At 72.9% G+C, this 23,309-nt stretch carries 22 protein-coding genes and 1 pseudogene; 12 read left to right on the forward strand and 11 right to left on the reverse strand.

What is annotated here, in order from left to right:
* Positions 1–33: 33 nt before the first annotated feature.
* The 3 genes from ACZ6AA_RS03635 to ACZ6AA_RS03645 all read right to left on the reverse strand — a co-directional run bounded on the left by ACZ6AA_RS03635 (position 34) and on the right by ACZ6AA_RS03645 (position 3,354).
* Positions 34–882: a transglutaminase family protein gene (locus ACZ6AA_RS03635; protein WP_468451450.1), complete on the reverse strand. Its 849-nt coding sequence runs from the start codon at positions 880–882 to the stop codon at positions 34–36.
* A gap of 157 nt (positions 883–1,039) precedes the next feature.
* Entirely contained in the window at positions 1,040–1,894 is an 855-nt protein-coding gene (locus tag ACZ6AA_RS03640; protein WP_468451452.1) for a transglutaminase-like domain-containing protein, read from the reverse strand.
* Positions 1,895–2,283: 389 nt separating this feature from the next.
* The gene (locus tag ACZ6AA_RS03645) at positions 2,284–3,354 is read right to left on the reverse strand and encodes a GNAT family N-acetyltransferase (RefSeq protein ID WP_468451454.1); all 1,071 of its coding nucleotides are present in this window, start codon (positions 3,352–3,354) and stop codon (positions 2,284–2,286) included.
* A 143-nt stretch (positions 3,355–3,497) separates the two neighbouring features.
* On the opposite strand from ACZ6AA_RS03645, the gene fdxA reads away from it, so the two are divergent.
* Both fdxA and ACZ6AA_RS03655 read left to right on the forward strand, forming a co-directional pair.
* Complete coding sequence (fdxA, locus tag ACZ6AA_RS03650; protein ID WP_030359762.1) at positions 3,498–3,818, forward strand: ferredoxin; 321 nt, start codon at positions 3,498–3,500, stop codon at positions 3,816–3,818.
* A gap of 93 nt (positions 3,819–3,911) precedes the next feature.
* Positions 3,912–5,045: a bifunctional succinyldiaminopimelate transaminase/glutamate-prephenate aminotransferase gene (locus tag ACZ6AA_RS03655; RefSeq protein ID WP_468451456.1), complete on the forward strand. Its 1,134-nt coding sequence runs from the start codon at positions 3,912–3,914 to the stop codon at positions 5,043–5,045.
* 172 nt (positions 5,046–5,217) lie between these two features.
* Here ACZ6AA_RS03655 and ACZ6AA_RS03660 read toward each other — a convergent pair whose 3' ends face one another.
* The gene (locus tag ACZ6AA_RS03660) at positions 5,218–5,658 is read right to left on the reverse strand and encodes an ATP-binding protein (RefSeq protein ID WP_468451458.1); all 441 of its coding nucleotides are present in this window, start codon (positions 5,656–5,658) and stop codon (positions 5,218–5,220) included.
* Positions 5,659–6,299: 641 nt separating this feature from the next.
* Positions 6,300–7,172: pseudogene (locus tag ACZ6AA_RS03665) on the reverse strand (heavy metal transporter); the annotation flags it as partial.
* Positions 7,173–7,320: 148 nt separating this feature from the next.
* On the opposite strand from ACZ6AA_RS03665, the gene dapE reads away from it, so the two are divergent.
* The gene (dapE, locus tag ACZ6AA_RS03670) at positions 7,321–8,442 is read left to right on the forward strand and encodes a succinyl-diaminopimelate desuccinylase (protein WP_471456067.1); all 1,122 of its coding nucleotides are present in this window, start codon (positions 7,321–7,323) and stop codon (positions 8,440–8,442) included.
* Positions 8,443–8,559: 117 nt separating this feature from the next.
* Entirely contained in the window at positions 8,560–9,309 is a 750-nt protein-coding gene (locus ACZ6AA_RS03675) for an LOG family protein (protein WP_468451462.1), read from the forward strand.
* Positions 9,310–9,519: 210 nt separating this feature from the next.
* Here the strand turns inward: ACZ6AA_RS03675 and folP are convergent, their stop codons facing one another.
* Positions 9,520–10,380 carry a dihydropteroate synthase gene (folP, locus tag ACZ6AA_RS03680; RefSeq protein WP_468451464.1) on the reverse strand — a complete coding sequence of 287 codons (861 nt, stop codon included), beginning with the start codon at positions 10,378–10,380 and terminating at the stop codon, positions 9,520–9,522.
* 150 nt (positions 10,381–10,530) lie between these two features.
* Between folP and ACZ6AA_RS03685 the strand changes: the two genes are divergently transcribed.
* Together ACZ6AA_RS03685 and ACZ6AA_RS03690 are read left to right on the forward strand one after the other, a co-directional pair.
* Positions 10,531–10,944 (forward strand): DivIVA domain-containing protein, encoded by a 414-nt coding sequence (locus ACZ6AA_RS03685; RefSeq protein WP_468451737.1) that lies wholly within the window; start codon positions 10,531–10,533, stop codon positions 10,942–10,944.
* On the forward strand, positions 10,941–11,531 hold the full coding sequence (locus ACZ6AA_RS03690; RefSeq protein ID WP_471456070.1) for a DNA-3-methyladenine glycosylase I: 591 nt from the start codon (positions 10,941–10,943) through the stop codon (positions 11,529–11,531). Before ACZ6AA_RS03685 ends, ACZ6AA_RS03690 begins: the two co-directional genes overlap by 4 nt.
* 13 nt (positions 11,532–11,544) lie before the next feature.
* Here the strand turns inward: ACZ6AA_RS03690 and chcB are convergent, their stop codons facing one another.
* On the reverse strand, positions 11,545–12,345 hold the full coding sequence (chcB, locus tag ACZ6AA_RS03695; protein ID WP_471456072.1) for a 2-cyclohexenylcarbonyl CoA isomerase: 801 nt from the start codon (positions 12,343–12,345) through the stop codon (positions 11,545–11,547).
* Positions 12,346–12,683: 338 nt separating this feature from the next.
* Between chcB and ACZ6AA_RS03700 the strand changes: the two genes are divergently transcribed.
* Positions 12,684–12,851: a DUF3117 domain-containing protein gene (locus ACZ6AA_RS03700; RefSeq protein WP_003966491.1), complete on the forward strand. Its 168-nt coding sequence runs from the start codon at positions 12,684–12,686 to the stop codon at positions 12,849–12,851.
* 252 nt (positions 12,852–13,103) lie between these two features.
* Here the strand turns inward: ACZ6AA_RS03700 and ACZ6AA_RS03705 are convergent, their stop codons facing one another.
* The gene (locus tag ACZ6AA_RS03705; RefSeq protein ID WP_380857996.1) at positions 13,104–13,802 is read right to left on the reverse strand and encodes an O-methyltransferase; all 699 of its coding nucleotides are present in this window, start codon (positions 13,800–13,802) and stop codon (positions 13,104–13,106) included.
* A 172-nt stretch (positions 13,803–13,974) separates the two neighbouring features.
* Between ACZ6AA_RS03705 and sigE the strand changes: the two genes are divergently transcribed.
* The 5 genes from sigE to ACZ6AA_RS03730 all read left to right on the forward strand — a co-directional run bounded on the left by sigE (position 13,975) and on the right by ACZ6AA_RS03730 (position 20,091).
* Positions 13,975–14,748 (forward strand): RNA polymerase sigma factor SigE, encoded by a 774-nt coding sequence (sigE, locus tag ACZ6AA_RS03710; RefSeq protein ID WP_468451470.1) that lies wholly within the window; start codon positions 13,975–13,977, stop codon positions 14,746–14,748.
* The gene (locus ACZ6AA_RS03715; RefSeq protein ID WP_468451472.1) at positions 14,745–15,725 is read left to right on the forward strand and encodes an anti-sigma factor family protein; all 981 of its coding nucleotides are present in this window, start codon (positions 14,745–14,747) and stop codon (positions 15,723–15,725) included. Before sigE ends, ACZ6AA_RS03715 begins: the two co-directional genes overlap by 4 nt.
* Positions 15,726–16,419: 694 nt before the next feature.
* Positions 16,420–18,402, forward strand: a complete 1,983-nt coding sequence (locus tag ACZ6AA_RS03720; RefSeq protein ID WP_471456076.1) for a S1C family serine protease — start codon at positions 16,420–16,422, stop codon at positions 18,400–18,402.
* Positions 18,403–18,632: 230 nt separating this feature from the next.
* Positions 18,633–19,121, forward strand: a complete 489-nt coding sequence (locus ACZ6AA_RS03725) for a sec-independent translocase (RefSeq protein ID WP_468480543.1) — start codon at positions 18,633–18,635, stop codon at positions 19,119–19,121.
* A gap of 298 nt (positions 19,122–19,419) precedes the next feature.
* On the forward strand, positions 19,420–20,091 hold the full coding sequence (locus ACZ6AA_RS03730; RefSeq protein WP_030359777.1) for a hypothetical protein: 672 nt from the start codon (positions 19,420–19,422) through the stop codon (positions 20,089–20,091).
* Positions 20,092–20,194: 103 nt separating this feature from the next.
* Here the strand turns inward: ACZ6AA_RS03730 and ACZ6AA_RS03735 are convergent, their stop codons facing one another.
* Genes ACZ6AA_RS03735 through ACZ6AA_RS03745 form a run of 3 tightly spaced genes read right to left on the reverse strand, consistent with a single transcriptional unit; the run spans position 20,195 to position 23,212 of the window.
* Positions 20,195–21,328: an Mrp/NBP35 family ATP-binding protein gene (locus ACZ6AA_RS03735; protein WP_087885752.1), complete on the reverse strand. Its 1,134-nt coding sequence runs from the start codon at positions 21,326–21,328 to the stop codon at positions 20,195–20,197.
* A gap of 44 nt (positions 21,329–21,372) precedes the next feature.
* Positions 21,373–21,948: a DUF1003 domain-containing protein gene (locus ACZ6AA_RS03740; protein ID WP_471456082.1), complete on the reverse strand. Its 576-nt coding sequence runs from the start codon at positions 21,946–21,948 to the stop codon at positions 21,373–21,375.
* Entirely contained in the window at positions 21,935–23,212 is a 1,278-nt protein-coding gene (locus ACZ6AA_RS03745; protein WP_468451480.1) for a magnesium transporter MgtE N-terminal domain-containing protein, read from the reverse strand. The genes ACZ6AA_RS03740 and ACZ6AA_RS03745 overlap by 14 nt, the downstream gene beginning before the upstream one ends.
* Positions 23,213–23,309: the final 97 nt, after the last annotated feature.

Here is a 23,309-nt window from a genome sequence, read left to right on the forward strand (position 1 = left end):
CGGTCGGCCGGGGAGCGGCCGGTCGAGCGACGGTCAGTTGAGCCGCGCCCGCGCCGCGCGCGCCTGCCCCCGCACCCGGTCCGCCGCCTCCTCGTCGTCGGCGGCCAGCGCCTCGGCGTAGCTGTCGAGCTCGGCGGCGCCGGTGCGGAAGTCGCCGAGCCGGACGAGGAGCTGGGCCCGGTCGTAGCGCAGCCGGTTCTCGTGCGCGGGCAGGAGCAGGGCGAGATCGACGGCCCACAGGGCGACGTCGGCGCGCTCGGGGCGGGCGGCGGCCCAGGCGCGGATGTTGTTGAGGACGCGCCGCACGATGTCCAGGGCACCGGCGGGCCGCAGCATCGCGGGGTCGAGCGGCGCCCCGGTGGCCCCGGCGACCATCAGCTGCACGTCCAGGGGGCTCAGGACCCGTCCGCCGTCGAAGGGATTGGCCAGTACGCATCTCTCGTACGCGTCGTGCGGGCCGAAGCCGACGACGAAGTGGCCGGGCAGGGCCACGCCGTACACCGGTGCCCCGGCGCGCCGGGCGACCTCGATCCAGACGACGGAGAGCAGGATCGGCAGGCCGCGCCCGCGCCGCAGGACCTGGTGGAGCAGTGACGACTCCAGGCGCTGGTAGTCGCCGGGGCGGCCGCCGAACCCGCAGCGCACGCCGAGGAGTTCGGCGACGGCGTTCGCCCACGCGCGCGGGCAGCCCGGCCCCGCGGGCAGCAGGGCCGCGAGCCGGTCCAGACGCCGCCGTGCCGCCGCCATGCCCGGGGCGTCGAGGGCGGGGTCCGCCTCCGTGCCGATCAGCAGGCACAGCCGCGCGAGGTCGGGCCGCTCGGCCCTCGCCTCGGCCGCGAAGGCCCGGCGCCACGGTGTGGTCCGTGCGGGTCGGGGGTGCATACGTCCGTGGTGCCCGTCCGGACCGATCGCTACCGGTCGATGCGCGGGCCAAGCACTTCGCCCACGGACACCGCCTACGCACATCGCATACGAACACCGCGCGCACCCCGAGCTCCCACCGCGCCCCTCAGGTCGGCTCAGATCGGTTCAGTCCAGCTCAGTTCAGCTTCGCCCGCGCCGCCCGCGCCTCCATGCGCACCCGCTCCGCCGTCGTCGGCTCGATCGACGCCACCACGTCGGCGTACTCGTCCAGGCCCCGCGCCCCCGCCAGGAAGTCGCCGCGCTCGACCAGCAGATGGGCGCGTTCGTAGCGCAGCCGGGCCGGGTGCGAGGGCAGAAGCAGGGACAGCTCAAGGGCCCACAGCGCCACGTGGGAGCGCTCGGAGCGGGCCGCCGCCCAGGCGCGGATGTTGTTGAGGATGCGCAGCATGATGTTCAGGGGGTCGGCCGCCGACAGGAGCGAGGGGTTCAGCCTGCCGCCCGACGCCTGCGCCACCAACTGCTCGGCGTCCTCGGTGGACAGCAGCCGCCCGCCGTTGAACGGGTCGGCGAGCACCTGCTCCGGTTTGCCGTACGCGTCGGGGGAGCCGAAGCCGACGACGAAATGGCCGGGCAGCGCCACGCCGTACACCGGCGCCCCGGCGCGCCGGGCGACCTCGATCCAGACGACGGAGAGCAGGATCGGCAGGCCCCGCCTGCGCCGCAGGACCTGGTGGAGCAGCGACGACTCCAGGCGCTGGTAGTCCGGCGGGGTGCCGTGGAACCCGTGCTGCCCGCCGAGGAGTTCGGCGGCGGCCGCCGCCCATTCGCGTGGCCCGCCGGGACGAAAGGGCAGCTGTCCGGCGAGCTTGTCCAGCTCGATCTGCGCCGCGTCGATGCCCGCCTCGTCCAGCTCCGGGTCCGCCTCCCCGCTCAGCAGCAGGCACAACAGGGACAGGTCGGGCCGCTCGGACCTGGCCTCGTCGGCGAACCTGCGCCGCCATTCACTGGACTTCGCGGGCTGTGCGCGCATCCGTGCCTCTGTCGTTTCTGTCTGGCACCGGTGGGATTCTCCGGTCGGGTTCATCCGTGGTGCGGTTGCCGGTGGTGCGGTCGCCGGGGCGCCGAGGTCGGGCGGCGCCCCTGGGGCCTGTGGTCGAACGGTCGTGCGGTGTCCCCCGTCGTCTTGCCGGTGAGGCAAATTCCCGGGGGACCTTAGCCGTAAGCGTCGGCCCCACCGGTGACTGGCCATATCGCACCGCTCATGCCCGCGCCCGCTGTCCGCACTCTCCGTCGCCCGGACCGACCGCGTCTTGGTCGTTTCCGTCACTCAGGAGAGATCACGCGCGCACCACCCGTCACGGCACGGACGGTTCCCCCGGCTCTTCGCCCCCGGTCACCCCTCCGGGGGCCTCCGATGGCTCACTGTCCTACGCCACCGCCCGGAACGTCCCCCTCCGGCGCCCGGTAGTGGTGATAGTGATGATGGGTCGCGAAGCCCATCCCGTCGTACAGCGCCCGCGCGCCGCCGTTGTCCTCCTCCACCTGGAGCCACGCGGCCGACGCCCCCTCCGTGAGGGCCCGCCGCGCCAGGGCCGCCATCACGGCCGTCGCCAGGCCCTCGCGCCGCCGCGCCGGATCCACCTCGACCGCCATGAACCCGGCCCACCGCCCGTCGACCACGCACCGCCCGATCGCCGCGGGCGGCCCCTCGCCGCCGGGCACGGTCGCGAACCACACCGAGGGGCCGCTGCCGAGCACCCGCAGGACCTGCGGCCCGACCTCCCCGGACCGCTGGTAGCGGCCGAGCCAGTCCGCGCCCACGGACCGCGAGAGCGCCACCTGCCCGGTGTCCACGTCGAGGTCGCCGACCGGCGCGAGCGCGCCCACCCGCAGCTCGGCGCTCACCTCGCGCTCCCAGCCCCGCTCGACGAGATCGGCGCACAACTGCTCCTGCGTGCCCGCGCCCCCGGTCGCGGTCTGCACGTACGCGGGCAGCCCCCGGTCGGCGTACCAGCGCCGCACGAAGGCGAGGGCCTCATCGAGCGGGCGCCCCGGATCCCCCAGCGGGAGCACGGAGTTGGCGCGCCGCGTGAAGCCCGCCCGGCGCCCCGCCGGGGCCCCCGCGGAGCGCACCTCCTGGACCGCGGCCCGCAGCTCCCAGTCGCCGAGCCGCTCGCTCTCCACCGGCTGCCAGGCCCGCGCCGTGACCCGCGCCAGCTCCTCGTACGTGGCCGCGGGGCCGCGCCGACGGGCGGGCGCGGCGGGCACGGTCTTGCCCGCGACCAGCGTCCGCTGCGCGATCCGGACAATTTCCCCGTCCCTGCGTGTGATCACCAGCACACCGTCATTCCACGATGTGAGAACACCCACCGTGTCGGTGAACTCCTGTGACGGTGCCCCATCTTCGACCAGGCGTCGGACAGAGACACGTTTGCCCACGTCAGATGGGGTGATTCGGACCTCGAGTCGTCCGCCGGCGGTGAATTCCACAGCTCTGTACGCCCCTCCTGTTCGGATCATGCCCGGGAACGGAGATACTAGGTGCGGGCATCGACGACGCCGCGCTCCCGCGCGCCAGGCGAGCGGAGCCTGAGGACGGCCCGCCAACGCCCGTATCGAGGAGGAACGACAGCGTGACCTACGTCATCGCGCAGCCTTGTGTCGACGTCAAGGACAAGGCGTGCATCGAGGAGTGCCCGGTCGACTGCATTTACGAGGGCAAGCGGTCCTTGTACATCCACCCGGACGAATGCGTCGACTGTGGAGCCTGCGAACCGGTCTGCCCGGTCGAGGCGATCTTCTACGAAGACGACACTCCTGAAGAGTGGCAGGACTACTACAAGGCGAACGTCGAGTTCTTCGACGACCTCGGCTCGCCCGGTGGTGCCAGCAAGCTCGGCCTGATCGAGCGCGACCACGCCTTCATCGCCGCGCTGCCGCCGCAGAACCAGTAAGCGGCCGCCGAAGCGCCGCCCCGGTCCCGTACGGCTTTTTCCGCTGTACGGGACCGGGGCGTTTGTCGAACCATCAACCCCTGGAGCCCGTCCGTGTCTGGAGCCACCGACCGCCCGTCCGGCACCGCCCGTGGAGCGTCGCTGCGCGACCGCCTCCCCGACTTCCCCTGGGACAAGCTGGAGCCCTACAAGGCGACGGCGGCCGCCCACCCCGACGGCATCGTCGACCTGTCCGTGGGTACCCCGGTCGACCCCGTGCCCGAGCTGATCCAGAAGGCGCTGATCGACGCCGCCGACTCGCCGGGCTACCCCACGGTGTGGGGCACGGCGGAGCTGCGCGACGCCATCGCGGGCTGGTGCGCCCGCCGCCTCGGCGCGCGCGACGTCACGCACCGGAACGTGCTCCCGATCGTCGGCTCCAAGGAGCTGGTGGCCTGGCTCCCGACCCAGCTCGGCCTCGGCCCGGGCGACAAGGTCGCCTACCCGCGGCTCGCCTACCCCACGTACGAGGTCGGCGCGCGCCTGGCCCGCGCGGAGTACGTCACGTACGACGACCCGACGGAACTGGACCCCACGGGCCTGAAGCTGCTCTGGCTCAACTCGCCCTCGAACCCCACCGGTCGTGTCCTGTCAAAGGACGAACTGACGCGTGTCGTGGCCTGGGCGCGCGGCCACGGAGTGCTGGTGGCGAGCGACGAGTGCTACCTGGAGCTGGGCTGGGAGGCGGAGCCGACGTCGGTCCTGCACCCGGACGTGTGCGGCGGCTCCTACGAGGGCCTCGTCGCGGTGCACTCGCTGTCCAAGCGCTCGAACCTCGCCGGGTACCGGGCGGCGTTCCTGGCCGGTGACGCCGACGTGCTCGGCGACCTCCTGCAGATCCGCAAGCACGGCGGGATGATGACGTCCGCCCCGACGCAGGCGGCGGCGGTGGCCGCGCTCGGCGACGACGCGCACGTCCAGGAGCAGCGCGAGCGGTACGCCGCCCGCCGCACGGCCCTGCGCGAGGCCCTCCTCGGCCACGGCTTCCGCATCGAGCACAGCGAGGCGAGCCTGTACCTGTGGGCCACCCGCGACGAGTCGTGCTGGGACACGGTCGCCCACCTCGCCTCCCTCGGCATCCTGGTGGCCCCCGGCGACTTCTACGGCGAGGCCGGACGCGACTTCGTCCGGGTCGCCATGACGGCGACGGACGAGCGGGTGGCGGCGGCGGTGGCGCGCCTGCGGTGAGCCCCTGCGCTGGGGCTGCCGGGCGCGGGAACGCGAAGAACGCGAAGAACGCGAAGAAGGGGTGCGGGAAGCTGAGTGCTTCCCGCACCCCTTCGGCGTACGCGGGTGAGGCGCGCGTACGCGGTGGGGTGTGCGTACGCGAGGGGGGATCAGGCGTGCGTACGCGGATGGACTAGCCGAGCGGCGTGCCCTGGAGCGGCAGCTGGCCGACCGGGGAGCCCTTGCCGAGCGCGTCGGTGGGCAGGCCGCCCTTGGTGGCCGTGCCCGTGGTGTCGCCGACGACGTCACCGGCGGATCCGGCGAGGTCACCGCCGACCTGCTGGGCGGCGGGGGCGGTGGTCCGCGCGCTCTTGCCGAGGGCCTGGCCCGCGGCGGGAACGGCCTTCTTGGCGGCCTTGCTTCCGGTCTGCCCCGCGAGCTCGGTGACGTTCTGCGCCGCGTCGTCGACGGCGTCACCCAGGTTCGCGCCGTCCAGGGCGGTGATCCCGCCGAGGGCGGGGGCGGCCGGGAGCTCGGCGGCGCTGGCGGAGCCGGCCGCACCGACCACGGGTGCCGCTCCTGCCGCAACGAGCAGCGCGGCACGGGCGATCCGGCGGGTCAGGGGGAGGGACATGATGCTCCTTCAGAACGGAGGGAACGTGTGAGGTGTCCGGCCGATCCGTACTGCGGGGCGCGGTGCGGACTGCGACGCTCGGACGCAGTGACTACCGCTCGAAGGTCCCGAAGGTTGCGGTGCGCCAACGTAAAGAGTTGGCAATGCGTCGCATAATCCGCTACGGATAAAATCGGGCAAACAGTGTTCGCGTACCGGGTCTCGACCCCCGTAAAGCCCTTTGTTCCCAAGGGCTTTGCGAGATGCGCGAAGGGTCACGCGAACATCCGCCGGAGGGGTCACCGCGCGACGATCGCCATGCCCCCTTCGGGTGATCGGCCGCACTACTGCCCGGTGACGATTCGGACCTCGTCCGCGGGCCCGGAGCCCGCGCCGGACGGCTCGGAGCGGCCTGCGGCGGCCCGGCCGTCGCTGTCCACGCCCCCGGAATGGCCAATTCCGGAACCGTCGTCGACGTCGCCGGATTCACCGCCGGAGCCATTCACCTCACCGCCGGACCCGGTATTTTGGCTCACTTCGGACTTCTGCGGACCGGCCTCCGCCTTTCGCCATCCATGACCGGAATCCGGAGAATCCCCGGAATCCCAGGAACGCGAAGAGGAATCCGCGGAATCCCCGGTGGACGGGGTGAACGTGCCAAATCCGTCGCTCCGGGCCCGCCACTCACGGCCCGCGTACGAGACCCGTTCGACGCCCAGCACGGAGGCGTGGGCCACGGCCCAGTGGACCAACTCCCAGCCCCGCCGCGGCGCGCCGCCGTCCGGCGCGACCGCGTCCGGCCCCGCCTCCTCCGGCACCGGTACGCGGACCACGCGGCCGCCCGCCGCGCCGCCCTTAGGCAGAGCGCCCTTCGGAAGAGCACCCCTCGGCAGCACGTCCGCCCCGAAGTCCCGCACCAGCGCCCGGCGCACCCGGTCCGGGCCGCCGGGGCCCGCGCCGGGCCGCCCCTCGCAGGTGAGGGTCGCGGGCGCCCGGCCCGTGAGCGCGGCGGCGAGCAGGGCGGCGTCCGGCTCGTGCTTGGCGTACGCCTGCGGGAAGCCGCTGCGCTGGACGCGCTGCGCGGCCACCGTCAGGGGCAGCCGCGAATAGCCGGGGACCTTGTCCAGGCGGGCGTAGAACCGCCCGGCCGCGTACACCGGGTCCATGATCTGGCGCCGGGTGCCCCAGCCCTGCGAGGGCCGCTGCTGGAACAGGCCCAGCGAATCGCGGTCGCCGTGGCGGATGTTGTGCAGCCCGGACTCCTGCAGCGCGGTCGCGAGGGCGATCGTCACGGCGCGCTCCGGCATCCCGCGCCGGGTGCCGACGACCGCGACCGTCGAGGCGTTCACGGCCTGCTCCGCGCTCAGTTCGTACGCGGCTCCGTCGCCGTCGCCCGACACCACCGCGCACCGGGGCTCCGGCTCCCCGGACACGTACTGCATCACCCCGTAGCCCACGACCGCGAGCAGGACGGCCACGGCCACCCCGATGCGCGGGAGGCGGCCGCGCCGTGCGGAGGCGGCGGTTCCGGACACGGGACACAAGGTACTGGAGCGGGACGGCGGCACAGGCGTGACGGGCGGGGGTGCACGGGGGCGCGCGGGGCCGGGACGGACCGGCGGCGCACGGGTTCGCCCAGGTGCGCCCCGCGCGCGGAGTTCGCGGAGAGTTAGGGTCGAAGGCATGGACCGGACGCCAGCTCACACCGCCGCTCAGCCCGCCACGGCAGGCGCGGCCCCGCTCGACCTCACCCTCGACGCCGCCGCGCTGACCGCCACGCTCGTCGACATCCCGTCGCCGAGCGGCGAGGAGAAGGCGCTCGCCGACGCCATCGAGACCGCCCTGCGCGCCCTGCCGCACCTGACGGTCGACCGGTTCGGCAACAACGTGGTGGCCCGCACCCACCTGGGCCACGCCGAGCGCGTGGTCCTCGCGGGCCACATCGACACCGTTCCGATCGCCGACAACGTCCCCTCGCGCCTGGACGAGGACGGCGTGCTGTGGGGCTGCGGCACCTGCGACATGAAGGCGGGCGTCGCGGTGCAGCTGCGCATCGCCCAGACGGTCACCGAGCCCAACCGCGACCTCACCTTCGTCTTCTACGACAACGAAGAGGTCGCCGCACACCTGAACGGCCTGGGGAAGGTCGCCGAGGCCCGCCCCGACTGGCTGGAGGGCGACTTCGCGGTCCTCCTGGAGCCCACCGACGGCCAGGTCGAGGGCGGCTGCCAGGGCACCCTGCGCGTCTTCCTGAAGACGAAGGGCGAGCGGGCGCACTCCGCGCGCGCGTGGATGGGCTCCAACGCGATCCACGCCGCCACCCCGATCCTGCAGAAGCTGGCCGCGTACGAGCCCCGCAAGCCCGTCGTCGACGGACTCCAGTACCACGAGGGCCTCAACGCGGTCCGCATCGAGGGCGGCGTCGCCACCAACGTCATCCCCGACGAGTGCACCGTCGTCGTCAACTTCCGCTACGCGCCCGACCGCACGCCCGAAGAGGCCGAGGCCTTCGTGCGCGCGTACTTCGCCGACTGCGGGATCGACGAGTTCATCGTCGACGACCACTCCCCGGGCGCCCGGCCCGGCCTCACGCACCCCGTGGCGGCGGCCTTCATGGAGGCGGTCGGCGGCGAGGCCCGGCCCAAGTACGGCTGGACGGACGTCGCCCGCTTCAGCGCGTTCGGCGTGCCCGCGGTCAACTACAGCCCGGGCAACCCGCTTCTCGCCCACAAGGTCGACGAGCGCGTCCAGACGTCCCAGATCCCGGAGGCCGAGGCCCGGCTGCGCGCCTGGCTGACCGCCTGACTTCTGGAGTTACGCCCCGCGTAACGCCCGTAGACCTACGCTGAAGTGGCACAACGAGCGAGTTGAGCGCGGCCGTGCTGGCGGGCCGGGGTCGACCGGCAGTGGAAGGGGATGTTCATGGGCAGTCCGGAAACACAGGGTCCGCCGGAGGAGCAGCACCTGGGTCCGGTGGTGCGGCGGCGCGATCAGATCACGCCCGGTACCACTGACCAGCGCCTCCTCGACACCGAGGGCGACACCGAGTGGGTGCACACCGACCCCTGGCGGGTCATGCGCATCCAGTCCGAGTTCGTCGAGGGCTTCGGCGCGCTCGCCGAACTCCCCAGTGCCATCAGCGTCTTCGGCTCCGCGAGGACCAAGCCGGGCTCCGCCGAGTACGAGGCCGGGGTGCGGATCGGCAAGGCGCTCGTCGACGCGGGCTTCGCCGTCATCACCGGGGGTGGGCCCGGTGCCATGGAGGCCGCCAACAAGGGGGCCCGTGAGGCCGACGGGATCTCCGTCGGGCTCGGCATCGAGCTGCCCTTCGAGCAGGGGCTGAACCCGCACGTCGACATCGGCGTCAACTTCCGCTACTTCTTCGTCCGCAAGACCATGTTCGTGAAGTACGCCCAGGGGTTCGTCGTCCTGCCCGGCGGGCTCGGCACCCTCGACGAGCTCTTCGAGGCCCTCACCCTCGTCCAGACCCGCAAGGTCACCCGCTTCCCGATCGTCCTCTTCGGCACCGCCTACTGGGGCGGGCTCGTCGACTGGCTCCGCGACACCGTGGTCGCCCAGGGCAAGGCCTCCGAGAAGGACCTCCTCCTCTTCCACGTCACGGACGAGGTGGAGGAGGCGGTGGCCTTGGTGACGAAGGAAGTGGGCCGCTGAGCCCCGGCCCTCGCGGGGGGCGCCCCGGTCCCGCCCCTTCTCCGAAACCGGGGGCTGCGCCCCCTGGCCCCCGCTGATCGGCGCTTCGCGCCTCGTCCTCAAACGCCGGACGGGCTATCTATAGCCCGTCCGGCGTTTGAGGAGCGGGGGTCTGGGGGCGGAGCCCCCAGGTTCGGGAAGGGGTGGGATTGGGGAGCCCCCGGCAAGGCCCTACGCCAGCCCCCTCCTGGCCACCGCCGGAGGCCTGTGGCCGGCGATCGTGGCGACCATGTCGACGACCTGACGGGTCTCGGCGACCTCGTGGACGCGATACACCTGCGCCCCCAGCCACGCGGACACAGCGGTCGTGGCCAACGTCCCCACCACCCGCTCCTTGAGCGGAGTGTCCAACGTCTCCCCGACGAAGTCCTTGTTGGAGAGGGAGACGAGCACGGGCCACCCCGTGCCGACGAGCTCCCCGAGCCGCCGCGTGGCCTCCAGGGAGTGCCGGGTGTTCTTCCCGAAGTCGTGCCCGGGATCGATGAGCACGGACTCCCGGGGCACACCGAGCTCGACGGCCCGCTCGGCGAGCCCGACGGTCACACGGAGGATGTCGGCGACGACGTCGTCGTACTCGACGCGATGGGGCCGCGTACGCGGCTCGGCGCCCCCCGCGTGGGTGCACACGAGCCCCACCCCGTACCGCGCGGCGACCTCGGCGAGCTTGGGATCGACCCCGCCCCACGCGTCGTTGAGCAGATCGGCCCCGACGTCGCAGACGGCCTCGCCGACCTCGTGCCGCCAGGTGTCGACGCTGATGACGACGTCGGGGAAGCGCCGCCGCACCTCGGCGACGAAGCCGACGGTCCGCCGCGCCTCCTCCTCGGCGGTGACCTCCTCGCCGGGCCCGGCCTTGACCCCGCCGATGTCGATGATCGCGGCGCCTTCGGCGACGGCCTGTTCCACGCGCGCGAGGGCGGGTTCGTCGTGGAACGTGGCCCCCTGGTCGTAGAAGGAGTCCGGGGTCCGGTTCACGATCGCCATGATCACCGGCTCGTGCGCGTCGAACTCGCGCCTGCCCAGCTTGAGCATCCCCTTGGAGCCTCCTTGTCGTTCCTCTGTCCGGCCTCGCGGTCCGGCCGCCTGCGACCTTAACTGTCACACCCGCATGGCACGATCGGAGCCAGACAGTTTCCGTGTCGGCCGCGGTGCGGCCGGCATCCGAGCGTGGGGACCGCAGAGATGGTCATGTTCCTGTTCCTGGTCATCGCCCTCGTCGTCGTGGTGGGCGCGGTGACCCTGGCGGTCCTCGGCGGCGGTGAGAGCGGCGCGCTGCCCGAGGCGCCGCCGGAGCGGCTGACCGACCCGCTGCCGCCGGACCGCCCGCTGCGTCGCGCGGACGTGGAGGCGGTGCGCTTCCCGATGACGGTCCGCGGCTATCGCATGGTGGACGTGGACGAGTGCCTCGACCGCATCGCCGCCGAGCTGGCGGAGCGGGACGCCCGCATCGCCGAGCTGGAGTCGGCGCTCGCGGGCGCCCAGGCGACGGCGGTCGGCGGACCCGGTCTTTTCAAGAAGTACGACGCGGCGGAGCGCGGGCAGGGACAGCACGGCGCCCCGGCGCCGACGGACGAGCGACCGGAGGACGGCAGATGAGCGGCGGGGCGATCCCGGGCCCGGACGGCGGCCTGCGCTGCCCGTGGGGCCTGTCCACCGAGGACTACGTGGCGTACCACGACACGGAGTGGGGCCGTCCGGTGCACGGCGACGACGCGCTGTTCGAGCGCGTGTCCCTGGAGGCGTTCCAGTCGGGCCTGTCGTGGATCACGATCCTGCGCCGCCGCGAGGGCTTCCGCGCCGCGTTCTCCGGCTTCAAGATCGCCGCGGTCGCGGAGTTCGGCGACGCGGACCGGGAGCGGCTGCTCGCCGACGCGGGCATCATCCGCAACCGCGCGAAGGTGGACGCGACGATCGCCAACGCGCGCGTGCTCGCCGACTGGCCCGCCGGTGAACTGGACGAGCTGATCTGGTCGTTCGCCCCGGACGCGGCGACGCGCCCGGTGCCGCGGACCCTCGCGGACGTGCCCGCGGTCACGGACGCGTCGACCGCCCTGTCCAAGGCGCTGAAGAAGCGCGGCCTCCGCTTCGTCGGACCCACGACGGCGTATGCCCTGATGCAGGCCTGCGGCCTGGTGAACGACCACCTCGCGGACTGTGTGGCCCGCGAGGCGGGTGGCGCCTGAGGCCCCGGGTCGCTCAGCGGCCGAGGTACTTCGGCCTGGCCTTGTCCAGGAACGCCTTCACCGCGATCGTGTGGTCCTCGGAGGCGCCCGCCCGGGTCTGCAGCTCGTCCTCCTTGTCGAGCGCCTCGTCCAGAGTGTGCCCGGCGGCGTAGGCGAGCGACTCCTTGATCGCCGCGTACGCCAGGGTCGGGCCCTCGGCAAGGGCGCGGGCCGTCTTCAGGGCCGTCTCCGCGAGCTCGGCGGCGGGCACGACCTGGTTGGCGATCCCCAGGTCGTACGCCTCCTGCGCCTTGATGCCGCGCGGGAAGAGCAGCAGGTCGGCGGCGCGGCCCGGGCCGATGAGGCGCGAGAGGGTCCAGGAGACCCCGGAGTCGGCGGTCAGCGCGACGCCCGCGAAGGACGTGTTGAACGACGCCGTGTCCGCGACGATCCGGTAGTCCGCGGCGAGGGCGAAGCCGAAGCCCGCGCCGGCCGCCACGCCGTTGACCCCGGCGACGACCGGCTTGGGCATCCCGGTCAGGGCCCGCACGATCGGGTTGTAGTGCTCGCGCACCGTGCTCATGGTCTGCCCGGAGCCGGTCTCGCGGTCCTGCTGCAACAGGCCCACGTGCTCCTTGAGGTCCTGGCCCACGCAGAAGGCGCGTCCGGTGGCGGTGAGCAGCACCGCGCGCACGGCCGGGTCCGCCGCGGCCGAGCGGGCCGCCTCCCGGAGGGCGACCTTGGCCTCGACGTTCATCGCGTTCATCGCGTCGGGGCGGTTCAGCGTGATCGTCGCGAGTCCGTCGCTCACCTCGTAGAGCACGGTGTCGGCCATGGTGGGTCCCCTCCGCTGTCCTGTGGTCCGCTGGGTGTGGTCCGCTGCCCGGTGGGCTTCGGGCCCAGCATGACCTAGATCATCGGCCCTCGGTACGCCGTCGCGGATGTGACCTGCGTCAAAGTGTGCGGGGCGGGAGAAGCGTGTGGGGCGGCGAAGTATTGCAGTCACATCGCCGAATTGAGTGGTTTTGCGGACGCGCGTTGCGCAAGCGATGCCGACTGATGTTGGTCATCGGGTCCCGCGATGCGGGATAATGACCTGGAAGCAATGTGTTCGATGCCGCTGACACCTGGGTTGTCGGCTGCGACAAGCTGGTTTCAGGAAGGGGAACGAGCATGGCGGCCATGAAGCCGCGGACGGGCGACGGCCCGCTCGAGGTGACCAAGGAGGGGCGGGGCATCGTCATGCGCGTTCCGCTCGAAGGCGGCGGTCGACTTGTCGTCGAACTGACCCCCGACGAGGCCGACGCCCTCGGCGACGCCCTGAAGAAGGTTGTCGGCTGACGCGAAAGCGCCCACACTGTTCACCGTTTTTTGCACTGCCCCGGCATCGTACGACGAGCCGGGGCAGCGCTGTGTACGGGGGCCGAAGGCATACGTGGGCTTGACGGGGGAGGGGCTCCCGGGGGGCCCGCGGCCTGCGTGAACGTCCGGATTCCGCCGGGGTGAAAGGCCTGAATCACCGGGTCGGCGGGGAGCGCGGGCGCGGGACGCCGGGTGTCCGGCGGTCAGCGCTCGACGGCTAGCGCTCGACGGCTAGCGCTTGACGGCGCAGAGGAGGCCGTCGCCCACCGGGAGCAGCGACGGCACCAGGTCCTGGCTCTCGCGGACGGCCCGCAGCAGCTCACGCAGCCGCAGTACCTCCACGGGCTGCGGTCCGGAGTCCACGGTCCTGCCGTCCGCGAAGACGCCCTCGAAGCAGACCAGGCCCCCCGGACGGAGCAGGCGCAACGATTCAGCGAGGTAGTCGAGGCACTCCGTGCGGTCGCCGTCGCAGAAGACCAGGTCGTAGCCGCCGTCCGCGAGGCGGGGCAGGACGTCGAGGGCGCGGCCGGGGATGAAGCGGGCGCGGTTGCCCGCGAAACCGGCGGCGCGGAAGGCCGTACGGGCGAACTGCTGACGCTCCGGCTCCGGATCGACCGTGGTCAGGACGCCGTCGGGGCGCATTCCGTGCAGCAGGTGGATGCCCGACACTCCCGTGCCCGTACCGATCTCGGCGACCGCCTTGGCGTCCACGGTGGCGGCCAGCATGCCCAGCGCGGCGCCGGTGCCGGGGGACACCGAGCGCAGCCCGGCCTCCCGGGCCCGGTCCCGGGCCCAGCGCAGTGCCTCGTCCTCGGCGACAAAGGCGTCGGCGAACGCCCAGCTCGTCTGCCGGTTGCCGGTAATGGCCCTCTCCTGTCCCCGTGGTTGCCTGGCCGTGACTGTATCCGTTGGGGCCGGGAACCCGCAGATGGGACCGTGCGTTTAGAAGGGGTGTGAGGACAGCGGGGGCATAGACATGGATCTGGAACTCAAGTCGGCTCGCGGAGTTTGCGTGACGCAGACCCGACGGGCCGGGTACGGCAAGAGCCAAGTACCAAATTCACGTAAAAACGCTTATCCGGAGCTAACGGGCGAGGTGGTTATGGTAGGGGCTCCACTGGACACCACCAGAGCCGACAGGGGAGGTGCGGCTGCGCGCGCAGATCGGGGAAGGCCGCTGAGGCGCTTTCTCGGATTGGCGGGCAAGCCGAAATCCGTGACCGACACCGCTGACCGTTCCCGCGCCACCGACTCCGCTCAGACCGCGACCTTTGCCGCTGATGCGGAATCGCAGGCGTGGACTCCTCCCACCTGGGAAGAGATCGTCAGCACGCACAGCGGCCGCGTCTACCGCCTCGCCTACCGCCTGACGGGCAACCAGCACGACGCCGAGGACCTCACGCAGGAAGTCTTCGTCCGCGTCTTCCGCTCGCTGTCGACGTACACCCCCGGCACGTTCGAGGGCTGGCTGCACCGCATCACCACGAACCTCTTCCTGGACATGGTCCGGCGCAAGCAGCGCATCCGCTTCGACGCCCTCGGGGACGACGCGGCCGAGCGGCTGCCCAGCCGTGAGCCCTCGCCCCAGCAGGTGTTCAACGACACCCACTTCGACGCGGACGTCCAGCAGGCGCTCGACACCCTCGCGCCCGAGTTCCGTGCCGCCGTCGTCCTGTGCGACATCGAAGGCCTTTCGTACGAGGAGATCGCCGCCACCCTGGGCGTCAAGCTCGGTACGGTCCGCAGCCGTATCCACCGCGGCCGCTCCCAGCTCCGCAAGGCCCTCCAGCACCGTTCGCCCGAGGCCCGCGCCGAGCGCCGCTCGCTGGCCGTGAGCGGAGCCGTGGCGCTGGGAGGAGGGGGCGCGACCGCGTGAGTGGATCACGGTCCAATCCTGCCGAGCGGCATCTCGCCGAGCAGCACCTGGGGGACCGGCTCGCCGCGCTGGTCGACGGTGAGCTCGGTCATGACGCGCGCGAGCGAGTGCTCGCGCATCTCGCGACCTGTCCGAAGTGCAAGGCCGAGGCCGACGCGCAGCGCCGCCTCAAGAACGTCTTCGCGCAGACCGCGGCGCCGCCTCCCAGCGAGAGCTTCCTCGCCCGCCTTCAGAGCCTTCCCGCCGCCGACATCGACGACATCGGCCGGTCCGGGGGCCCGCGCACGCCCGTCGACGACGGCTTCGCCACCGGGTCGTCGGAGGCCACCGGCCTGCCCCAGGGCGGTGTCTTCAGCATCCGCGGGGGAAGACCCGAGCCCTTCGTCGGGTACGTCCCTTCGGGCGCCCACGCCGCGGTGCTGCCCAGTGAGCAGCGCGGCTTCCGCATCCATGACGTCGGCCGGCCCGAGGCCGAGCGGTCCGTCTGGCTCGGCCGGCGGTTCGCGTTCGCCGCGGCCGGGGCGGTGTCGCTGGCCGCGATAGCGCTCGGCGGGGTCACGATGGGCACCCCCCTGACCGCGGGCGAGCAGCGCGCGAGCGGCGGCGCCGCCGCCAACAGCAACGCATCGCCCCTGCGGTCCCCGAGCGCGGCCAACACCGCCGTGCCCGACTCCGTGCGGCGTCGCGGCGCCAACCCGCTCTCCGTGCAGGGGCCGCGGTCCCCGGCACTCGCGCCCACCACGGCCGCCGCGCCCCTGCTGGCCGGCGCCCGCCTGCGCCCCGGGCACGGCCCCGACACCCCGCAGGTCACGGCCCCGCTGCTTGCCGGGGCGGGCGTCATGTCCCCGCTGGTGCGGGCCGTCGCCGACGAGTCCCGCGGCGGCGCACCCCAAGGCCTCACCCTGAACGCCACGGTGGACTCCACCCCCAAGGCCACCCCCAGGCCCGACCCGCTCTACGGCAGGCAGTACCACTGACGGCCCACCACCCCCTTCGCCGACGTGAGCTGCACGTCGGCGAAGCAGACCTGGTTGAATCCTCGGTGGGCCGTGCCCGCCGGGGACTCGGCGGACCCGGCGACAAGCACGTAATCGGCGTCCGCCGCGGGCCAGTTGTGGGGAGAGCATGGACGAGGGACAGCCGAACGTTGGCACTGGGCCTGAGCACGGGGAACCCCTGACGGGGGTGTCCGGCGAGGTGGCGCCCTTGGCCGAGGGGGCGGCTGGTCGTGAGGGGTCTCGGGGTGGGGTTGCCCCTGGCGGGGAGCTTCGGGACGGGGCTGTCCCTGACGGGGGGCCTCGGGATGCGACTGTTCCTGACGGGGGGCCTCGGGATGCGGCGCCGCATGATGCCCGGCCGCAGGGCTCGGCGCCCCACGGTGAGATGCCTCAGGGTGCGGTTTCCGGGGACATCGAGAGCGGGCGGACGGTTCGTGTGGGGGGTCGCGCTGTCGGTGCCCGTGAAGCCGCTGGTGACGGTGGTGCGGGTCCGGCCGGGGATTCCCGGGCGGTGGCCGACGCGCCGCCGACCGCTGTGGACGCTGCTCGGCCCGCGGGTGATGTGCTTCCGGCTGCCCCCGCAGGGGATGTGCCTCCGGCCGTAGCGGATGTATCCGCGCCTGGAGCTGATGTGCCTCCGGCCGTAGCGGATGTACCCGCGCCGGGAGCTGACGTGCCCTCGGCCGCAGTCGGCGTACCTCACCCCGCCGACCAGGCGTCCGTGCCGACAGCCGACGTGTCCCCGGGCGGCGTGACGGACGCCGCCCCCACCGACCGCCCCCGCCCCCTGCACGACCCCGACCCGTACAGCACCCCGCCCTACGGCGAGCCCGGGCCCTGGGCCCCCGCCCCGCCCGTGCAGCACCCCGTGGCGACCCCGGCCCAAGGCACCCCCGTCTACGGGACCCAGGGCCACGGCGCACCCCTGGGTGCCCCGGCCCTCGGCGCCCCCACACACGGCACGCCACCCCCCGGAGCCCCGTACCCCGGACCCCAGGGCCACAGCCCGCAAGCTCCCGGCACGCCCAGCCACGGCACCCCCACCCACGAGGTCCCCCCGCCCGGCACCCCGACGCCCAGCCCCCTGCACCAGGGCATGCCCGCGCCCGGCACGCCGGCCTCCGGCACGCCTCAGCAGCCGGGTGCTCAAGGGCACGCGCCCCACGCCCACAGCACCCCCGCCCAAGGCATGCCCCCGACCCAAGGCACCCCCGCCCCCGGCACCCCGCAGCAGGCCACCCCGGCCCACGGCACGCCCCCGTCCGGCGTCCCCGCCCAGGGCGCGCCGCCGCACGGCACCACCCACCCCGGCCCTCCGCACCCGGTGGCCGCAGCCCATGGGACGACGCCCCACGAACCCCTGCCTCACGGCGACCCCGGGGTCGACCTGACCGCCAAGACCACCCCCGCACCGGAGGCCCCCGGCCTGGGAGCCCCCGGACCGGGAGGCGCCGGGCCCGGTGCCCCTTGGCAGCGCTACGACCCCTGGAGTGCCCCGCTGCAGCAGACCGGTGCCGCCGTTCGGACCGAGGAGCAGCGGCGTCGGCGGGGGCGGCGGGTGCTGGTGCTCGGGGCTGTGGTGATCGCGTTGGTCGCGGGTGGGGTCGGTGGCGTGGTCGGGGCCCAGCTGGAGCGGGACGGCGGGTTCGGGGGCGACGTGGAGTTGCCGCAGGCCGAGTCCGGGTCCCAGAAGCGGTCCAAGGACAGCGTCGCCGGGATCGCGGCCAGCGCCCTGCCCGGTGTCGTGACCCTGCACGTCCGGGGCGACGACGGCGCGGGCACCGGGACCGGCTTCGTCCTCGACGCCAAGGGCCACATCCTCACCAACAACCACGTGGTGGAGCCCGGCGGCTCCGGCGGCGACATATCGGTCACCTTCAGCGGCGGCGAGACCGCCAGCGCCAAGGTCGTCGGCCGCGACGCGGGCTACGACCTGGCCGTCGTCAAGGTCTCCGGCGTCCGCGGACTCAAGCCCCTGCCCCTCGGCAACTCCGAGAACGTCCAGGTGGGCGACCCCGTCGTGGCCATCGGCGCGCCCTTCGACCTCGCCAACACCGTCACCTCCGGCATCATCAGTGCCAAGGAGCGCCCCATCACGGCGGGCGGCGAGAAGGGCGACGGCAGCGACGTCTCGTACGTCAACGCCCTGCAGACGGACGCGCCGATAAACCCGGGGAACTCCGGCGGGCCCCTCGTCGACTCCCGGGCCCGTGTCATCGGCATCAACAGCGCCATCCGCTCCGCGGGCAACGACTCCGGGCCCGACGGCGGCCAGTCCGGCTCCATCGGCCTCGGCTTCGCCATACCCATCAACCAGGGCAAGCGCGTCGCCGAGGAACTCATCAACACCGGCCGGGCCACGCACCCCGTCATCGGCGTCACCATCGACAAGCAGTACACCGGCGACGGCGCCCGCATCGCGCGCGAGAGCCGGGACGGCGGCCCGGCCGTCAACCGCGGCGGGCCCGGCGCCAAGGCGGGCCTGAAGCCGGGCGACGTGATCACGGCCGTGGACGGCCAGCGCGTGCACTCCGGCGACGAGCTCATCGTCAAGATCCGCGCCCACCGCCCGAAGGACCGCCTGGAGCTGACCGTCGAGCGCGGCGGCGACGAGCGGAAGGTGACCCTGGTCCTCGGCACGGCGAGCGGGGAGTAGTAGGGGAGGAGGGGAGAGGAGGGGAGTAGCGGGGTGCCCCGCCCGGTCCGGCGCCCCTCCCGGCCTGCCGCCCCGCAGCCCCGTCCCCGCCCGCCCAGCAGCCCCGTCCCGCCCGGCCCGCCGCCCCGGCGCCCCCCACCCGCGTTGTCCGCGTTGTCGCCGTGCGGCTACCGGACGGACAGCCGCGGCGGGTACCGTAGACCCGGTCCGGACGGCAAGGAGCTTTCAAGGTGTTCAACGACATTGGCGCACTCGAGATAGTGACGCTGGTCATCCTCGCCGTGCTCATCTTCGGCCCGGACAAGCTGCCGAAGCTCATTCAGGACGTGTCGCGGACCATTCGCAAGATCCGCCAATTCTCCGACAGCGCGAAGCAGGACATACGGAATGAACTGGGCCCGGAATTCAAGGACTTCGAGTTCGAAGACCTGAACCCGAAGAAGTTCATCCGGAAGCAGATGGAGAACGACGATCTCGGTCTGAAGGAAATCCGCAACGGCTTCGACCTGAAGAAGGAAATGGCCGAAGTCGCGGACGCCGTGCACGGGCGCGACAGCGATTCCGGCGACGACTCGGGCAGCCGGAACACGGGTTCGGCGGGCTCCTCGACCGCGTCGGCGAACGGCTCCGGCGGCGGCCGCCTCGACATGGAGAAGCGCCCCGAGCCCGGAAAACCGGCGGCAGACGACCCGCCGCCGTTCGACGCGGACGCCACCTGACGCGACCCGCCACCGCCCGCCACCACCCGACGGCCCCCCGTCGGCGTCCGGCGGCACCGCACGGCGTTCCGGCGAAATCCCGCGCCACCCCCGGCGCCCGCGTGCGCCGGTGCGTGTCCGAGATGCGCCGCCCGGCGCCCGGTACGGCCTGGTCGGGGCCCTCGCGAACACCCCTTCCGCCGACCGGTTCACCGGCATCCGGAATGGGTGTGGCTATCCTGCCTTGTTGTCCGGCGTGAGGACGCCCGAGGGGGGCGGGCCGCTCCGGACCGACGAGAGCGAGGAGGCGGCCGGGTACATGGAGACGACAAGTCGGGTGGGCGCGCAGGCGCCAGCCGCGGATGGTGCCGCGCAAGCGGTGCCCTCCGCCCGGCGCACGGTCGACGGCTACCTGCTGGCGCCCTTCCCCTGGTACGGCCTGGACGAGGCCTTCACGGGACCGCGCTGGCTGATGCAGGTCGGCACCGCCGCGGACGGGGCCGTCGAGCACGGCTCCATCGGGCACGGTGACGAGCCGTCGGTCAGGGCGGAGGGTTCCTTCGGGAACGGCGACAAGGAGCGGTTCGCGGTCGTGGTGACCATCGCCGCCAACCCGGTGCGGCGCAGCGCCGACGGCACCGGCGTCCTGGAGGCGACCTCGGTGTCCTCCGCGGCCTGGCTCGCCGGGGTGGGGCTGCTGTCCTTCACCTGGCCCGGCCAGATGGACCACAGCCTGCGCGACGACTGGCTCGACCAGCAGACGGAGACCGCCTGGGTCCTCGCGGACGACCTGCACGGGTCCGACTGGTCGACGCTCTCCCTGCCCGTGGACGGGGTCCCGACCTCGTTCCACTACCGGGAGTCCGAGTACGGCTGGGTGCTCGCCGGGTCCACGAAGGAGGGGGTGCATCTGGGGGCGTACGGACGCGGCATGAGCGCGTACGGCCTCGGGTTCTCCGTCGTACAGGACATCGGCTCTTACGCGGAGTAGTCCCGCCGACGGGCCGACCGCACGCCGGGCGGGCTGGGAATCAGCCCGCCCGGCGCTTGAGGACGAGCGCGGAGCGCGATGCGGGGCGCGCGGCGCGAACGGTTCAGAACTTGTTCCGGGGCGTGATGCCCAAGGAGAGACCCGAAAGACCCCGCTGGCGGCCACCCAGCTTCCCCGCGATCGTGCGCAGCGCGCTCCCCGCCGGGGACTCGGGGTCGGACAGGACCACAGGACGACCCTCGTCGCCGCCCTCGCGCAGGCGCACGTCGATCGGGATGGAGCCGAGCACCGGCACGGTCGCGCCCGTGGTCTTCGTCAGGCCCTCCGCGACCTTCTGGCCGCCGCCGGTGCCGAACACGTCGACCATCTCGCCGCAGTGCGGGCAGGGAAGGCCGGACATGTTCTCGACCACGCCGACGATCTTCTGGTGGGTCTGCACGGCGATGGAGCCCGCGCGCTCGGCGACCTCGGCGGCGGCCTGCTGCGGGGTGGTGACGACGAGGATCTCCGCGTTCGGGACGAGCTGCGCCACGGAGATCGCGATGTCGCCCGTGCCCGGCGGCAGGTCCAGGAGCAGCACGTCCAGGTCGCCCCAGAAGACATCCGCGAGGAACTGCTGGAGCGCGCGGTGCAGCATCGGGCCGCGCCACACGACGGGTGCGTTGCCGGGGGTGAACATGCCGATGGAGATGACCTTCACGCCGTTCGCCGACGGCGGCATGATCATGTTCTCGACCTGGGTGGGGCGCCCCTCGGCGCCCAGCATGCGCGGCACGCTGTGGCCGTAGATGTCCGCGTCCACGACGCCGACCTTCAGGCCGTCGGCGGCCATCGCCGCCGCCAGGTTCACCGTCACGGACGACTTGCCGACGCCGCCCTTGCCGGAGGCGACCGCGTACACCCGGGTCAGCGAGCCCGGCTTGGCGAACGGCACCTCGCGCTCGGCGGTGCCGCCGCGCAGCGCCGTGGCCAGCTCCTTGCGCTGCTCGTCGCTCATCACGTCCAGGGTCACGTCGACGCGTGTGACGCCCTCGACGGCGGCCACCGCGTCCGTCACGTTCTTCGTGATCGTCTCGCGCATGGGGCAGCCGGAGACCGTCAGATACACGGTGACGGCGACCGCGCCGTCCGCGCCGATCTCCACCGATTTGACCATCCCCAGCTCGGTGATGGGTCGCTGGATCTCGGGGTCGTTCACCGTCGCCAGTGCTTCACGCACCGCGTCTTCCGTAGCCATACGACCGATAGTACGGCGCGGTAACCGGTGGCAGGAAAGGGCCGTCAGCGGTCGCCTACATCACGTGACCCAGCACTCTCGGACGGGAATACGTCGCGCTGCTCCTCCAGCTCCTTGACCAGGTCCTGGAGTTCGGAGCGGATCCAGTCGCGGGTGGCGACCTCGCCGAGGCCCAGGCGCAGCGAGGCGATCTCGCGGGTGAGGTACTCGGTGTCCGCGATGGACCGCTCGTTGCTCTTGCGGTCCTGCTCGTGGGTGACGCGGTCGCGGTCGTCCTGGCGGTTCTGCGCGAGCAGGATCAGCGGGGCGGCGTACGACGCCTGGAGCGAGAGCATCAGGGTCAGGAAGATGAACGGGTACTGGTCGAAGCGCAGGCCGGCCGGGGCGGAGACGTTCCAGACGACCCACATGATGATGACGACCGTCATCCAGACGATGAACCGGCCCGTCCCGAGGAACCGCGCGATCCGCTCCGACAGCCGCCCGAAGGCCTCCGGGTCGTAGTCCGGAAGCAGCTTGCGGCGCGGCGCCCGCGGCTGGTCGAGCCGGAACCGCGCCCGGCCACGCGCCTCCCGGTCCCGGTCCCGGTCCTTGTCCCGCTCCCGCTCAGCCGCCGCCATGACCGGCCCCCTCCTGGAGGTGGTACTCCGTCTCCCGCCAGTCCTCGGGCAGCATGTGGTCGAGTACGTCGTCGACGGTGACCGCGCCGAGCAGCGAACCGCTCTCGTCGACGACCGGCGCCGACACCATGTCGTACGCGGCGAAGAAGCCCGCCACGACCGGCAGCTCGGCCTCCGGGCGCAGCGGCCGCAGGTCGTCGTCGAGGATCGACCCGACGAGCGTGTACGGCGGGTCGCGCAGGAGACGCTGGAAGTGCACGGCGCCCAGGTACTTGCCGGTCGGGGTCTCGTCCGGCGGGCGGCACACGTACACCTGCGCGGCGAGCGCGGGGGAGAGGTCCTGCTGCCGCACCCGCGCGAGGGCGTCGGCGACCGTGGCGTCCGGCCGCAGCACGATCGGCTCGGTCGTCATCAGACCGCCCGCCGTGCGCTCCTCGTACGCCATCAGGCGGCGCACGTCGGCCGCGTCGTCCGGCTGCATCAGGGTGAGCAGGCGCTCCTTGTCGTCCTCCGGGAGCTCGGCGAGGAGGTCGGCGGCGTCGTCCGGGTCCATCGCCTCCAGGACGTCGGCGGCGCGCTCCTCCTTGAGGGCGCCGAGGATCTCGATCTGGTCGTCCTCCGGCAGCTCCTCAAGGACGTCCGCGAGCCGGTCGTCGTCGAGCGCGGCGGCGACCTCCGCACGGCGCTTCGGCGACAGGTGGTGCAGCACGTTGGCGAGATCGGCGGGGCGCAGCTGCTCGAACGTGGCGAGCAGGCTCTCAGCGCCCTGCCCGTGCTCCTCCAGAGAGAACCCGTCCACGGCCGACCAGTCGACGGTCAGCGTCTCGCCCTTGCGCCGGAAGGCCCCTCCCTTGCCTTTTCTTACGAAGACCCGGTCCGCCTCCCAGTCACGGCGGGCCGGAAGCCGCTGCACGGAGATGTCGAGGACCGTCACCTCCTCGCCGCTCTCCACCAGGCGCACCCGGCGGTCCAGCATCTCGCCGAGGATCAGGCGCTCCGTCGGCCGCTGCTCGAAGCGCCGCACGTTCAGCACCCCGGTGGTGATGACCTGGCCCGACTCGATGCCGGTCACACGGGTGATGGGCAGGAAGATATGGCGGCGCGTGGCGAGTTCCACGACCAGGCCGAGCAGCCGCGGCGGCCTGTGGCCCACCCTGAGCATGACGACGAGGTCCCGCACCCGGCCCACCTCGTCGCCGTTCGGGTCGAAGACGGCGGTGCCCGCCAGGTGCGAGACGAAGATCCGGGGCGCGCTTGCCGCCATGCGCGGCGCCTCCCTGTTGCTCACTACCGCTGGTCGTATCGATCGATGCCGCTTTCAGGCGCATTTATACGATCTTTCGTACGCGCCCCAGGCTAGC

Source organism: Streptomyces sp. NPDC040610, assembly GCF_055594065.1.